The organism is Cohnella cellulosilytica (assembly GCF_042431195.1).
In the GTDB taxonomy this organism is placed as follows: Bacteria; Bacillota; Bacilli; order Paenibacillales; family Paenibacillaceae; genus Cohnella; species Cohnella cellulosilytica.
In genome coordinates, this window is record NZ_JBHMDN010000048.1 from 93,434 (window position 1) to 108,075 (window position 14,642).

At 52.2% G+C, this 14,642-nt stretch carries 15 protein-coding genes and 1 pseudogene; 14 read left to right on the forward strand and 2 right to left on the reverse strand.

Annotation, left to right across the window (positions count from 1 at the left end):
- Positions 1-164: 164 nt before the first annotated feature.
- Complete coding sequence (locus tag ACFFT4_RS27460; RefSeq protein WP_378052255.1) at positions 165-1,754, reverse strand: FAD-dependent monooxygenase; 1,590 nt, start codon at positions 1,752-1,754, stop codon at positions 165-167.
- A gap of 139 nt (positions 1,755-1,893) precedes the next feature.
- Between ACFFT4_RS27460 and ACFFT4_RS27465 the strand changes: the two genes are divergently transcribed.
- From ACFFT4_RS27465 to ACFFT4_RS27510, 10 genes and pseudogenes are all read left to right on the forward strand, one after another.
- Positions 1,894-2,532, forward strand: coding sequence for a TetR/AcrR family transcriptional regulator (locus ACFFT4_RS27465; protein WP_378052257.1), 639 nt, complete (start codon positions 1,894-1,896; stop codon positions 2,530-2,532).
- Between the two features lie 92 nt (positions 2,533-2,624).
- On the forward strand, positions 2,625-4,214 hold the full coding sequence (locus tag ACFFT4_RS27470; protein WP_378052258.1) for an AraC family transcriptional regulator: 1,590 nt from the start codon (positions 2,625-2,627) through the stop codon (positions 4,212-4,214).
- Between the two features lie 313 nt (positions 4,215-4,527).
- Positions 4,528-5,406, forward strand: coding sequence for an ABC transporter substrate-binding protein (locus ACFFT4_RS27475; protein WP_378052259.1), 879 nt, complete (start codon positions 4,528-4,530; stop codon positions 5,404-5,406).
- 182 nt (positions 5,407-5,588) lie between these two features.
- The gene (locus tag ACFFT4_RS27480) at positions 5,589-6,230 is read left to right on the forward strand and encodes an SRPBCC family protein (RefSeq protein WP_378052260.1); all 642 of its coding nucleotides are present in this window, start codon (positions 5,589-5,591) and stop codon (positions 6,228-6,230) included.
- Positions 6,227-6,556 (forward strand): ArsR/SmtB family transcription factor, encoded by a 330-nt coding sequence (locus tag ACFFT4_RS27485; RefSeq protein WP_378052261.1) that lies wholly within the window; start codon positions 6,227-6,229, stop codon positions 6,554-6,556. Before ACFFT4_RS27480 ends, ACFFT4_RS27485 begins: the two co-directional genes overlap by 4 nt.
- 20 nt (positions 6,557-6,576) lie before the next feature.
- Positions 6,577-6,894: pseudogene (locus tag ACFFT4_RS27490) on the forward strand (VOC family protein); the annotation flags it as partial.
- Positions 6,895-7,050: 156 nt separating this feature from the next.
- Positions 7,051-7,704, forward strand: coding sequence for a 5-bromo-4-chloroindolyl phosphate hydrolysis family protein (locus tag ACFFT4_RS27495; RefSeq protein WP_378052262.1), 654 nt, complete (start codon positions 7,051-7,053; stop codon positions 7,702-7,704).
- 21 nt (positions 7,705-7,725) lie between these two features.
- The gene (locus ACFFT4_RS27500) at positions 7,726-8,895 is read left to right on the forward strand and encodes a toxic anion resistance protein (protein ID WP_378052263.1); all 1,170 of its coding nucleotides are present in this window, start codon (positions 7,726-7,728) and stop codon (positions 8,893-8,895) included.
- A 10-nt stretch (positions 8,896-8,905) separates the two neighbouring features.
- Positions 8,906-9,460 (forward strand): LemA family protein, encoded by a 555-nt coding sequence (locus ACFFT4_RS27505; RefSeq protein WP_378052264.1) that lies wholly within the window; start codon positions 8,906-8,908, stop codon positions 9,458-9,460.
- 13 nt (positions 9,461-9,473) lie between these two features.
- Positions 9,474-10,535, forward strand: a complete 1,062-nt coding sequence (locus ACFFT4_RS27510; RefSeq protein WP_378052265.1) for a TPM domain-containing protein — start codon at positions 9,474-9,476, stop codon at positions 10,533-10,535.
- Between the two features lie 62 nt (positions 10,536-10,597).
- Here the strand turns inward: ACFFT4_RS27510 and ACFFT4_RS27515 are convergent, their stop codons facing one another.
- Positions 10,598-10,990, reverse strand: a complete 393-nt coding sequence (locus ACFFT4_RS27515) for a VOC family protein (protein ID WP_378052266.1) — start codon at positions 10,988-10,990, stop codon at positions 10,598-10,600.
- 154 nt (positions 10,991-11,144) lie between these two features.
- Here ACFFT4_RS27515 and ACFFT4_RS27520 point away from each other — a divergent pair, with 154 nt between their 5' ends.
- From ACFFT4_RS27520 to ACFFT4_RS27535, 4 genes are all read left to right on the forward strand, one after another.
- Positions 11,145-11,996, forward strand: a complete 852-nt coding sequence (locus ACFFT4_RS27520) for a helix-turn-helix domain-containing protein (protein WP_378052267.1) — start codon at positions 11,145-11,147, stop codon at positions 11,994-11,996.
- Between the two features lie 225 nt (positions 11,997-12,221).
- Entirely contained in the window at positions 12,222-13,598 is a 1,377-nt protein-coding gene (gene hisD, locus ACFFT4_RS27525; protein ID WP_378052269.1) for a histidinol dehydrogenase, read from the forward strand.
- A gap of 207 nt (positions 13,599-13,805) precedes the next feature.
- Positions 13,806-14,003, forward strand: coding sequence for a type II toxin-antitoxin system HicA family toxin (locus ACFFT4_RS27530; RefSeq protein ID WP_378052401.1), 198 nt, complete (start codon positions 13,806-13,808; stop codon positions 14,001-14,003).
- 98 nt (positions 14,004-14,101) lie between these two features.
- The gene (locus tag ACFFT4_RS27535; protein ID WP_378052271.1) at positions 14,102-14,467 is read left to right on the forward strand and encodes a toxin-antitoxin system HicB family antitoxin; all 366 of its coding nucleotides are present in this window, start codon (positions 14,102-14,104) and stop codon (positions 14,465-14,467) included.
- The last annotated feature ends 175 nt before the right edge of the window (positions 14,468-14,642 follow it).

Consider the following 14,642-nt stretch of genomic DNA (forward strand, 5'->3'; position numbering starts at 1 on the left):
TCCGCCTATTTTGTGAGAAAGGGGATATGCGCAAACCAAGCTTTGCCTGAGGGCATTATATCATATTTTCCCTCGGATTAGATGCGGGAAAAAGGAGCCGGAAGTCCTCCGACTCCTTGCGCAATAAGGCGGGAACCCTCCTGTTCGATTCCTCCTCGCTGCGGTTATTTCCGTTTTCCGTAATTCGCGGCAAACTCCTGTTTGGAGTGCAGATAGTCGTTAATCTCTGTCTCGTCATCGCATTTGCATCGCAAAGCAATGTAACCATCCGGACGGATCAGCACAGCTTCGTTGCCGTTAGAGGCATAGACACGGTACGCGTTCCCTTCACGGTCGACGAATCCGTCTACGGCTCGGGCATCCGGTCTGGCCATTCGATGCACATGCAGCTCGCTGCGATCGATATGCGACAGGGAGGGCAAAGGGCCGTCTGTGAATGCGAGAAGCGTCCAGTGAGGTCCGCGAAGCAGATCGAAGACACTCCCGTCAAAACCGTCGCCCTGCAGGCCTGTGGCGTCGGGCGCGCGGTCTCCGGGTCTTGGACCCGCAATGCTCTCATCGGCCATTGGCTGGGTCAGGGAGCTGTCGGGATAAGAGACAAGGAGTCCGCTGGTAAGATCGTCGCTGATTTTGCCGAGCGAAGCGGACAATGAACGGCTGTCGGTAACGGTCTTCATCGTCGCACCCAGCCTCTTCGTGCTGTCCTCGAGCACGGCTCGTGCAACGGGACGTCGCTCCTCGTCGTACGTATCGAGCAAGGCCGCATTTGCTCCCCGCAGCACCGCAGCCAATTTCCAGCCGAGGTTGTAGGCGTCTTGCATTCCTGTATTCATTCCTTGGCCGCCGGCAGGGGAGTGCACATGCGCGGCATCGCCGGCAAGAAAGACGCGGCCGTTGCGGTAGCTGTCGACCATGCGAACATTCACCCGGTAAATCGAAAGCCAAGAGGCATGGGCTACCACGATATTCTCGGCGCCGGCTCGGCGATTGAGCATGGCCTGGTAAAGCTCAAGGGAAGGCTTTTCAGGCTCCTCGATATCCGTGGGAATTGTACTTTGAAGCTGCCAAATATCGGTGCCCGGCAGCGGTGTCAGTCCGATCATCCCCTCCTCTGAGGCCCAAATATGCATCCGCCCGGGATTCAGTCCCTGAAGCCGGACATCGCCCAGATACCATCGCTGGTTCTCATAGGTATGCCCGACGAGCGGCCTGTCGATCAGCTTGCGAACGGTGCTCTTCCCGCCATCGGCGCCCACCACGTAGCGCGCGCGAACATGTCGGCCGCCTTCGGGGGCAGCGACAGCGACGGTGACTCCGTTATCGTCTTGGCTGAGTTCCACCGCGGTCGTGCTCAGCTTGACATGACCTCCAAGTTGGGCGTACCTTGCGCGCAGGGCGGCTTCCACATCGAATTCTGCGATCCAGACGGGATCGGGGTATGGCGTACTTTGTTCGGGGGTTGCGGGAATCGATAGGCCGGGTTTGTCGATAAAATCGCCCTTGTCGTTGTAGTAACGGGCGGGCAGATCGGTAACTCCCTTGCTGACGATGCTTTCAACGAAACCCAAGTCGTCGGCGACCTCGAGAGAACGCGGCATGATCGTTTTCGCACGGGAAGCGACGCTGTAGGAATCGGAGCGTTCGATAATGCAATGCGAGATGCCGCGGCGCGCCAGATCGCAGGCTAACGTCAGACCAGTAGGACCGGCGCCGACGATCAACACGTCAACGTTTGAAGAGAAAATCGAATCCATGGAAAGTCCTCCTTGAGCTTGATTTATAACGATACACGAAGTATACTACACCGTATAGTGTATTTAAAGCAAGTCTATAAATTCGTCGAATGAATTGTTTTTAACTTAGAAGATCCAGCTTACAATTGGAGGGCCCGCAATGACAAATCATGTGGAAACGAAGGTGTTGCGCGAAGGTTCTGCCCAAAAGCGGGCAGATATACTTGCGGCCGCACGTTATCTTTTTCTTGTGGAAGGATTCGATCGTTCAAGCGTAGATGCGGTAGCGGCGCGCGCAAAAGTGTCTAAGCGGACCGTCTACGACTATTTTGGCGATAAACGAGCCTTGCTGCTCGCTGTTGTGGAAGAGGCGGGTCACTCGGTCGTTGTCTCGATCCAGCGTGCGATCGACGATTGTCTCACTGAAGTCGAGAACCTCGAACGCGCACTGATCGCGTTCTGCGAACAGATTGTGACGTTGACGATTGAAACCTCGGACTACTCGGCGCTTCTTCGTCTGGTGACGGTGGAAGGGAAAAACCTGCCGGAGGCAACTTACGATTGGCTGGACAGCGCGCCTGAAGAAGGAATAGCGAACCGTTTGGCAGAGCTCGGAAGAATGGGGATGCTCGAAGTTCCCGACTCTCGGCTTGCCGCCCAGCATTTCAGCGCCCTGACCTTTCTTCTGGTCTTCAATAATATGGGGCGTGCCCGAGATAGGGAGGAAATGCGGACAAAGAAGACGATTGTCGACGGGGTAAGAGCCTTCCTCCGCGCCTATGCGCCCAGAACGACATAACTCCGGGCATGAAGCATACCTGCCACGGTTCGGCACGAATTGGGCGCAGGTCGCAAGTTGAATACGTCATATACGGCGGTGATAGGGAAGTCATGAGTAAACTCGCAGACCTTCATTCATGGTGGCTGAAATTACGATCGGCGGAGGAAATCCAGGCGAGCGGTTGGATTTATTCGCTCAGGTATCTTCAGTCGCATTTGCTGCTTCTGAATCTGGACAGCAAGGCGGAGATTACGGTCAACGGCCGTTCCATGCGAATTCACGGGGGGCAAGGGGTTATAGGCCTTCCCGGCCAACTGTTCAGCATTGTCCCGGAGGAGGAAGGGACGTTATTCGTCGTTCTCTTCGATGCGATGGAAGAAATAAACGCGGAAGCCGGCCGGAATGCGCACAAGAGCGGCAACCCGTTTCCGCTGATAGGACAGTTCATGTTGACCGACGTTAGAGCCGCAGAGGAAATATGCCGTCGAATTTGTCGGGAATGGCTCGGTAGAGACGCTTCAGGGCGTCTGATGGCGCAGGCCGGTTTTTACGAACTGCTGAATTGTCTGCTGAAGGAGACCGATTCGGCAGCGACGGTCCTCGCTTCCGATGAGATGTTGAGCCGGACGTTAGCCTATATGGAACAAAATTATGAGCGGAATCTTACGATTGACGAACTTTCGAATTTGGCCGGGCTCAGCCGTTATCACTATATGCGGTCGTTCAAGGCCGCTTACGGTGTAAGCGCAATGGATTATTTGGCGGAATTGCGGATCAACAAAGCAAAGGCTCTGATGGCCTCATCGTCCAAGCCATGCCTGCGGGAGGTTGCCAGGGAGGTTGGATATAACGAGGAATATTTCTCCCGTAAATTCAAACAGCAGACGGGAATTCCACCCGCTACTTTTATCCGCAATCGCCAACGGCGGATCGCGGCTTACAGCTTCCCCAACATCGGACAGCTTCTGGCGCTGCAGATTGTTCCGTTCGCCGCTCCTATGGATCATAGTTGGACGAATCTGTATGACAAATACAAGGCGGACGTCGTCACGGTGCTCAGTCATAATTATGAATTTAATTTAGCCGCGCTGAAAGAGGCTCGCCCCGATGTGATCATCGGCCTGGAAGGCTTCGTACCCGCAGAGGAGCAGGAACGACTTCGGGAAATTGCGCCCGCTTTGTTCGTTTCCTGGGGAAAAGAAGACTGGCGCGGGCATCTGCGGCAGGTTGCACAGTTCCTGGATGTCTCGGCTGCGGCGGAGGCATGGCTGTCCCAATACGACCGGCTTGCCGCCAGCTTGCGCGAGCGGATTCAACGCCTTGTGCGGGGAGATACGGTGCTTGTCGTTCATCGGAGCCGGGACGGGTACATCGTCTGCGGAGGCAAGTCGGTTGCCGGAGTGCTGTATGAAGACTTTGGATTGCGACCTGCAGAATGCGTATCCGGAATTGAATGCGGCAAGATCGTGACGCCCGAGGAACTGGCTTTGTTCAACGCCGATCGCATCTTGCTTATGCTGCCAGGCGGGGGAGATATTCGCTGCGAGTGGGAGGACCTGAAACATTCGGAAGAATGGAAGCGGATATCCTCGAGCAATCGCGGCACGGTTACGCCGATCGGGGTATGGCCGAGGTATGACTATTCGGCGTATTCCCAGAAAAATTTTCTTCAGACATTGCCGGCGCTGTTCAAGCCGTAACCGCTTGTACAAATGTGCTCCATTTGGCGGCTGCATTCGATTTTTTTAAGCACATTCTGAAATTGACGGTTGGCCGGGCACCAGCTACACTTTTGTTGATATTGATTATCGTTATCAAAAAAAAGGAGCCCGTATAATGAATTTATCCGCCAAACGTTGCACGATGGTTACGCTAATTCTGGTTTTATGCCTATTTGCCGCCGCTTGCGCTTCAAATTCGTCTTCGAATTCAGCGGTCCAATCGGGACCCGCCTCAGCGGCGAACGAGAACGGTCAAGAAGACGAATCCGATAATCATGCGTCGGAAACCCGTGTGTTTAAGGACTACATGGGACGCGAGGTTACGATTCCGACCCATCCGAAGCGCATTGTGGTCAATCAATTTATGGGACACCTGCTTGTGCTGGGTGTGAAGCCGATTGGGGCGACAACCTCGCAGACCAGCCAATTCGAGAAATCGTCGTTTCTGAAGCCGTTGGGGTTGTCCGAGGGCGTGGAGCCTGTGGGCGAAAATGCGATCTCGCCGGAGAAGGCGCTTAGTCTGAGTCCCGATTTGATCATTATTCAAGATAATTCCGCCGCCGATGTCGAAAATCTCGATAAGCTCTCCAGCATTGCGCCTACTGTCGTGTTGAGCTTCGGCTCCAAGCCGGTGTTTGAGCTGCTGCGGGACATCGGGGATATCGTCGGCGAGGCCGAGAAAGCGGAAGCCTGGATTGCAGGGTATGAGAAGAAGGGGGAGCAATACCGCGAGCAGCTGGCCGAGGTCATTCCTCCGGATACCACTTTTACGGTTATGGAAGTATGGCCGAAGTCGACCATCATGCTGTTCGGGAATTTGTGGGGAAGAGGAACCTTTAACCTCTACAACACGCTCGGGTTAAAGGCGCCGCCCAAGGTGCAAGACGCGGTTATCGATAAAGAGCCGTCCAACTTGAACATCTCGCTTGAAGTTCTGCCGGACTACATCGAGGATTATGTATTTCTCACCGTGTACGATTATGAGAATGGCGATAATGACAAGTTGAAGAAGGAGCTCGACGAAACTCCGGTCTGGCGCAACTTGCCTGCTGTGAAGGAAGATCACGTCATTCAGGTAAGCATTAACGATTACCTGCCCGGAGACCCGATTTCTCTGGAGAAGCAGATGGATGAACAGGTGAGATTGCTGCTTGAGAAGTTTGGGAAATAGCTAACGATGTTATAACCAGGTTGCTGTCCTAAGCGACCTGGTTTTCCTTTACCCTATTAAAATCGCCGAGAAATAGACGAATCTCTTGACAAAAACTAGAATACAATCTACCATTTATATAAGTTAAAACTTGTATAAACAAAAACTTGTATAACGAGAATTCGCGAATGGAGGAAAGTTTTATGTTCAATCTGGAATCCAGCTTCGGAGCCGTAACCCGCACGGTATCGGAGCTTGAGAGAGAGGGAAAGCCTGTCCGCAGCGTTATGCTGGAGCGATCTTACGATACGACGCCGGACGATCTGTGGGATGCGATGACCAATCCGGAGCGGCTGCCCCGCTGGTTTGCGCCGGTTACCGGCGAATTGAAGCTCGGCGGCAGGTACCAGGTCGAGAACAATGCCGGGGGCGTAATTACCGAATGCGCGCCGCCGCATTATTTCTCCCTGACCTGGGAATTCGGGGGCGGATTAAGCTGGGTCGAGCTGCGCATAAGCGCCGAAGGGGAGGAACGCTCCCGCTTAAAGCTGTCTCACATTTGTCCAATTGACGACCACTGGAGAAAGTTTGGGCCGGGCGCGGTCGGCGTTGGCTGGGATCTGGGTTTGGTCGGGCTGGCTTACCACCTTTCGTCGGGCAACCCGGTCCATATTGACGAGAACGCCTTCGGCGCCTCCAGCGAAGGAAAAGCTTTTATGGCGGAATGCAGCGAGGACTGGCGGCGCGCGGCCGTTGCCGCCGGAGAGAATCCGTCTTGGGCCGAAGCTGCGGCGAAGCAGGTTACGGCCTTCTACACGGGCAGCGGGGAGCAGGGCGCGGAATGAACGCCTTCGATGTACTTGGCGATCCGGTGCGGCGTCGTATCCTGGAGCTGCTGGTCGAGAACGAGCGGCGCTCGGGAGACATTGTCGAGATCGTCCAGCACGAGTTCGGCATTACCCAAGCCGCTGTTTCGCAGCATCTTCGGGTTCTGCGGGACAGCGGATTCGCCAGCGTCAAGGTTGACAAGCAGCGCCGCATCTATTCGTTGGTCGCCCAGCCGCTGCAGGAAGTCGACGATTGGCTCAATCGTTTTCGCGCCTACTGGGAGCCGAAGCTCAGCGCGCTCGAGACCGAGATCGCCAGAGGCAAAAAGCTGCGGAAAGATTGAAGGTTTGTTGATCATACAAAGAGGATTCGGAGATTACGAGCCTCTCCCGTTACGGACCGAACGAAGCAGGCGCCGAGGGGAGCGTGTTCCAAGCTACTTTTACGTTAAAGGGCCGAGAATATATGTGTATCGATAGCAACGTGAAGCATGGTTTTACTTTTACGCCTTCGTTTTCCCTCTACATTACGGCCGACACGGAAGAAGAATTGGACCGTCTTTATCAACAATTGTCCGAGGGCGGGAGTGTCCTGATGCCGGCGGGAGATTATTCGTTCAGCAGGAAGTTTGGCTGGGTCGTCGACAAGTTCGGCGTTTCATGGCAGATTAATCTTATCTGATTTCAAATAAGCGATTTCGGACTTCGCGAGCTCCGCTCAAAAAATACATTTGCAAATCCCGCAAGAGCGTCGAGCTCCCGCGGGATTCGCATTTTTGTGGGTCTGCAAATACGCTCCGCTGTGTTACACTATTTATTGGAAAGGCGGTGAACACTAGTGCGCGAAGTCAAAGTTCCATCCGTTATCCCGATCTATGCGCTGGGCGGGATTTGGCTTGTCTATGCGCTGCTGTTTCCGATGTATCGGTGGGCGGATTTTTTAATTGCAACCCTTTTGTCGGTTGGTGCGTATTTTGTACTATCACGTTTGATCCCGCCGAAGGTCGAGCTTGTCGAAGACAAGCCAGCGCCTATTCGCACGGGGAATGCCGCGCATGACGAGCAGCTTCAACAGTGGCAGGCGTACAGACGAGAGCTGGCCGCGCTGCGCAAGCAAATTTCCGATGCCGGGGTTGGCGCCAAGCTCGACTCGATTTTAACGTCGTCCGATCAGATGTTTGAACTGTTGAAAGCAGATGCAGGCAAGTTTCATCTCGTTCGCACTTTTTCTACATATTATTTTCCAACGACGATCTCCCTGATAAAGCGTTATGTGGATTATGGAGATAATCCGAGCCAAGGGTCGAATGTGACGACCGCGATGCGCAAGATCGAAACGGCGGTCGACACCATTGAAAAAGCGTTCCATGACGCGCTGGATCGGCTTTACCGGGATGAAACGCTGCAAACCGAGGTAGAAATAGAAGTAATGGAGCAAATGCTGCGCAAGGACGGCCTCGGCGGCGCGAATGACCCGTTCATGAAAAAATAAAATTTAAGGAGCGGTGTTACGATGACAAATGAAAATGAAGGCCTTCCGGAAGTTCCGCAGTTAACCCTTGAGCTTGGAATTCCGGAGCCGAGCGCTGCGGCAGCGGCCGTTCCGGAGAAATTGCCCGACGCGAGCGAATTGCTGAATCCCGAAAACAGCGGACTTACGGATCAGGAGCTGTCCACTGTCCGCGATTTCGCGCAAAAAATCGATGTCACCAACGCGACTCATATTCTGCAATACGGATACGGGGCGCAGCAGAAAATCGCCGATTTCTCCGAGAATGCGCTCACGAACGTGCGTACGAAGGACATGGGCGAAGTGGGTTCGATGATTTCCGGCCTTGTGGTGGAGCTTAAGGGCTTCTCCGCTACGGAAGAATCCAAAGGTTTCCTGGGGCTGTTCCGCCGCGCCGGACGCAGCATCGAGGAGTTGAAGGCCAAGTTCGTATCGGTAGAGCGGAATGTCGATTCGATTATCAATGTGCTGGAGAAGCATCAGATTACGCTGCTTAAAGACGTCGCCATGCTGGATAAAATGTACGATTTGAATTTGGCGTATTTTAAAGAGCTGACGATGTACATTTTGGCCGGACGCATGAAGCTGGACGAGCTTGTCAAGACGGAACTGCCCCGACTGCAGGAAGCGGCCAGACAAAGCGGCAAGCCGGAGGACGCCCAAGCGGCCAATTCGTTCGCCGAAATGTGCAACCGGTTCGACAAGAAGCTGCACGATCTGAGCCTGACGCGCATGATCAGCTTGCAGATGGGGCCGCAAATCAAGCTGATTCAGAATACGGATAGCATTATGGTAGAGAAAATTCAGTCGTCGCTCGTCAATACGATTCCGCTGTGGAAAAATCAGATGGTGCTTGCGCTGGGGATGGCCCACTCCAAGAAGGCGATCGAAGCGCAGCGCGCCGTGACGGAGATTACGAACGACCTGCTTCGCAAAAACGCCGATGTGCTTAAGTCGAATACGATCGATGCCGCGCGCGAGGCGGAACGCAGCATCGTGGATATCGATACGCTTAAGCATACGAATCAGCAGTTGATCGAAACGTTGGATGAAGTGCTGACAATTCAAACCGAAGGATTCAACAAGCGCCGTCAAGCGGAAGGGGAGCTTGTCCGCATCGAGAACGAGTTGAAGAATAAGCTGCTTGAAGTGCGCAGCGCCGTTCAGCGATAGGAGCGAAGGAATGATGCAACTGTTGAAGCGGCGCAGGGTGGCATGGACGATTACCCTTATTGTTGTCCTCTCTGCGTCAATGCTGGGGGCTTCGCTATCGCTCGGCGGTTTGCGCGCGGATGCGGACGCGTCCTTCGTTAATGGGGTTTCCAAGGAGGAGCCGGGCGTCCAGTTCGATCTGAATTGGCTGCTGGAATTGAGCGCCAGCCTGACGACCCTTGCCGGCCGTTACGTTGCGGAAGACGATACCGAGCTGGCTGCGGTGAAAGAAGCCAGGTCCAGACTGGAGACGGCCGCATCTCCCAAGACCAAATACGATGCGGCGGATCGGCTCGTGTCCAAGAGCACGGCGCTTATCTACACGCTTGGCCGTATGAAGCTGGAAGCTCGCGACGAGCGGTATAGCCAAACGATCAAGGCGGACATCGAATCCCGCTGGTTGATTCTCGGACGGAATCCATATAATGAGAAGGCGTCTGAATTCAACGATGTTCTGAAAAAGTTTCCCGCCAGCATGCTCGGCAAGCTCGTGTCGGTAAAGCCGCTCGAGTTATTTGCCCCCTAAACGAGGTGAGTCGATGAAATATTGGGTCAGCAAGGCGTGTATGAGCATGATTGCGTTGCTGCTCCTGCTGCCAGGCACAGTCCAGGCGGCAACGAAGCTGCCTGCGCCAACGGATGCTTTCTTTGTAAATGACTTCGCCAATGTCATGGACTCGGCGGACGAGGCGCTGATGATCGAAAACGGCAGAGCGCTGGAGGAATTGAACGGCGCTCAGGTCGTGATCGTAACGGTGGATAGCGTCGGAAGTCGTTCGTTAAGCGACTATGCGGCTGATTTGTTCAATGAATGGGGCGTCGGCGATGCGAAGAAGGACAACGGCCTGTTGATCTTGCTGTCCATCGGCGACGACGATTATTGGGCCGTGCAAGGCCGAGGGCTGGAATCGACGCTGACAAGCGGGACGATCTCCGATATTTTGTATGATTATTTGGAGACGGACTTTGCCAAGCAGGCATACAGCGCCGGCGCCAAAAAGGTTTATGCGGCGTTCGTGCGGCAGCTTGGCGGCACGTGGACCAACAGCGTTGCACCAGAGACGTCGGGGAACGAGAGAGAACCGGCCGCCGGCACTGGCGGTACGGGCAAATCCGCAGGCAGTCCGACTTCCGGCGCAGGTTCGGAGGGCAAGTCTTTTCCGATCTTTTGGGTTTTTGTTATCCTGTTCATTCTGTTTATCATCATCGTGGGCAGACGGAGCAATCGCACGGGCAGGACGCGACATCGGTCCAATCCTTATTCACCGCCGTATCGCTATCCGCCGCCACCCCCGCGGCCGCCTTACAGAAACAATGGCTGGGGAAGGAATTCCGGCGGCCGCGGCTCTTCCGGGGGCGGCTGGTTCGGCGGCGGAAGCTCCGGCGGAAGTAGAGGAAGCTCCGGTGGCAGTGGAGGCTTTTTTGGCGGCGGCGGCTCTACGCGCGGCGGCGGGGCTGGACGTTCCGGCGGGAGCGGCAGTTCCGGCAGCCGCGGCGGCTTCGGAGGTTTTTCCGGCGGCGGTCGCGGCGGCTCAAGCGGAGGCCCTTCAAGAGGCGGGGGCGGATCCACACGCGGCGGCGGTGCCGGACGGCGTAAATAAGGAAGCAGGCGGCGCGGGGAAGATCCCTGCGCCGCCGTTTCTTTTTTTCGATCGGTCGTCGCCTATCTGCTAATATTCGTGGCGATGTACCAATGGTTGCCGAAGGGGTCTTCCACCCCTCCTGAGCGTTCCCCGTAATCATGATCTTGCGGTTCGTACAGGGAGCGCGCCCCCGCTTTTAAAGCCCTGTTGTATACCTCATCTGCGTCTTTCACGAACAGGTGGACCGCGCTTTTCATCGGGGGAAAGTCTTTATTGGTTCCTCCGCCGATTTCGATCATGGAGTCTTCGATTCGAAGCGCGGCATGTTGAATGCTTCCGTCGGGTCGGGTGTGTCTCTCAAGCTCCTCGGCATGAAAGGCAATCTTAAGAAATTCGATAAATCGATCCGCTCCGGCGACAATGAAATACGGTGTGACAGCGGAATATCCTTGCGGTTTATAAGTTGCGGTCATGGCGTGTCCTCCTCAATTCTTGTGGATTAGTGTTCCCTATAATCAGTATAGCCCTGTCAGATCAAAACGTATTGTACAAAGTTGATCTTCGTTTGTTAGGATTAGCTGGTATAATTTTGGCATCGGTATTCGTTTAAGATTAGGGGAGATTTGCTTGAAATTTCATGCGCGCAAACCTGGACCTATTTTAGCAAGATGGATTGATAAGCTGTGGATATGCGAAGACTATCGCCCCGGCCATCGGATGGAATTTAAATTTCCGGATGCCTCTTTGGCCTGGATCATTAATCTCAAAGAGGATTGGATTCGGGTGTTCGAGAGTAAGCGGATGGATCGTCATAGGACTTTGCCGGGCAGTATTATTGCTGGACCGCGGTCGTCCTACTACTACCTGGATACGATATGTCAAGAAACCTGTATGGGCATTCAATTCAGGCCGGGAGGCGCGCTGCCTTTTCTCGGTCATTTGGTAGGCGAATTAAAGGATATGGATATGCCTCTTGGGGAGGGGCTGGGCCGATATGGCCAAGCGGATGAACTGCGGGAAAGGCTGCAGGAAACCGCTGCGGCGGAAGAACGGTTTCAACTCGTCGAGCAATACTTGCTGCGCCGTCTGGAGCGGGAAACTATCGTTCCGAAAGGGCATCCGGCCGTCGCTTATGCGCTGCAAAGGTTTGAGCGTTCCCCCGCGGATGCGCCTTCCATTGCCGAAATTGCGGACATGGCCAATCTCAGTACGGAGCATTTTATACGCGTGTTCAAGGAAGAGGTAGGACTGACGCCTAAAAATTACGGAAGCATTGTGCGATTCCAGCGGACGCTTCGAATGATCAGGCAGGAGCGGGTAGGCTCGGGGATCGATCTGGCTCTATCCAGCGGCTATTACGATCAATCCCATTTGCATCGGGAGTTCCGTAAATATGCCAATATGACTCCGGCCGAGCTGTTTTGCAAGCAGGATCTTCTTATGAATCACGTTCCGATCCTGATGTCGGATCAATTTTAAGCGGTTTTTCGTTGGGAATTTTTGATGGAAACCCTTTACAAATTCTTTTTTGAACTCTATAATGTGTCCAAGTATGGTTAAGGGGATATGGAGATGAGTCGTTTTATAGTTGTGTTAGCAATATTCTATAGCCATCATCCTAGTTAGGCGTTTGTATTACGGAATTTTTTCCGTAGGTACAGACGCTTATTGGCGTTATACCTACGGACTTGAAGCATAAGAGTCATGTGGGTATTTTTTATCCTGCATGACTCTTTTTTGTTTATAAAAAATGGAGGTGGAGAAATGCAAAGTTCAAGCAGGATATTCAAAATTCCCGAACAGAGCAAGCTGCTTACGGAACGCTTCAGCTCGCATAAAACGCTATTCGACAGAGAGGTGCTTAATGGGGTTTTGTCCATTTTCGACGAGGTGGCCGTTAAGGGCGATGAAGGAATCAGAAGTCTAACCATGAGGCATGATCAGGTCGAGTTGGATGGGCTGATTCTTTCAAATGATTACATTGAAGGATGCGTCTCTTCGCTATCGCCATCGTTGCGCTCAGCTATAGAACAAGCAATTAGAAATGTCCAAGATGCGAATATCGCCATGTTACCAAAATCATGGGAAAAGCAAATTAGACCCGGAACCGTAATCGGCGAAAATGTAGTTCCCTTAGATTCGGCGGGGATATGGATACCGGCGAGGAAAGGACCGTTAGTCTCTACTGCGATCATGCTGGTTGTGGCGGCGAAAACAGCTGGCGTGAAGAAAATCGTTGTGGGGATGCCCCCATTAAAAAATGGACTTGGAGACCAAGGGACGACAGCGGCGGCAAAGCTGGCGGGCGCGGATCAATTTGTAATCGGTAACGGAGTAGCCGTCATCGCTGGACTCGCACAAGGTACAAACTCTATTCCGGAAGTTGACGGGATTTACGGACCGGGGCCGGGCGGAATAGCAGCGGCAATGAGCGTGGCTATGACATATGGGAAGAAAAGCGTATTAGGCATTGGGCCGACCGAATGCCTAATTTTCGCAGACGAAACTGCCGATCCGTTAATAATAGCTCATGATCTAATCAATGAAGGAGAGCATGGGCCTGACTCTTCATCTATTCTGGTCACAACCTCTGTAAACCTTGCTCATAAAGTAGATGCACTCCTTTGGAAATGCATAGAGGAGGTCGAAGAAAAACGAAAACAGTACTTGCAAAACGTCTTCGGGCCTAAAGGTAAGGGGGCAATCGTTATTGCATCGGATGTTGGCGAAGCTTTTGAGTTTATTAATTGGTTCGCGCCGGAGCATTTGATGTTGGTATGTGACAAGGAAACGGAGAAGCGAGCTTTAACCTGTATTCACCATGCAGGTGAAATCCTGATTGGCGAATTCACTCCTTTTTCGGCGGCTAATTACGGTATAGGGATTACAGCGGTTTTGCCGACCAATCATTTTGCAAGAGCTTTCTCGGGCGTGACATCTAAGGATATGGTGAAGTATTCAACAATCGGAAGACTGAGTAGAGAAGCTTTACAGGAAATACATCCAATAATTAAAGAAATGGGAAACTATGAACAATTGCCCTGCCACGTAAAAGCAGCGGATATCAGGTTGTTTGGATAGGCGGGTATAGTCAGTCGCACCTAATTAGGCTAATCCATCTGGGATTGCTTGATTTATCCTTTAATGAGAATATCCATGATTTTGATGTAGCCTCTTGTTGGTTGATATCGTATATAGTATCATTATAATAACATCAGGGTAAATACATCGCAATCACGCTATGGAGGTGAAAGCTGTGTGTCGAGGATAGACAAGTTAGTGGAGAAGATGAAGAACCAACCACATAACATAAGGTATCCAGAAGCCGCTAAGGTATTGGAACACTATGGTTTTGAATTGGTTCGTCAAAATGGTTCTCATCGTCATTTTCGAACTTCTGAGGGGGCATTAATAACCATAAAGGAGGAAAAGCCCACCATTAAGAGGGCGTATGTGGAAGATATCTTGAGTCGGATTGGGGAATAAACTTCCCCATTCCTGACTACATTGAGTATAGATGATCTAGGTATAGGGAACATGGGAGCGGGAAATGTAGTTAGATTCTTATTTCAAGGAGGGTGCGGGTGAGGGGCTTAATGGAGAAAAACTTAGAATATTACATGGGATTAGAGTATACGATGATGATCAGGCATGTTTCAGAGGATTCAGGAACATATTATTATGGTAAATATGTGGAGTTAGAGGGATGTCAAAGTACCGCGGATACAATTGAAGAACTTATTAAAAACCTTGAAGAGGTAAGAAAAGACCACATAGAAATTAAACTTGAATTTGGTGATCCAATACCCGAACCTAGAGAACTTCCAAGTGGGAATCTAATGCTTAGAATGCCCAAAACGTTGCATAGGGACTTGATTGATCATGCAGAACGTGAAGGTGTAAGTCTAAACCAATATATATTGTATAAACTTAGTGGAAAAGTAAAATGATTTTGAAAAGGAGAATTATATGAAACATTATTTAAATTGTAAATCAAATTATGATTAGATCTATTTTTATAAAATTATTTAATTTATATAGGTTGACCTAAAGAGAACTTCTCGCAGGCTGTGAGTAGTTCTCTTTAAGTTTTCATTTGCAATTTTTATCGGGTTATCGTACGCG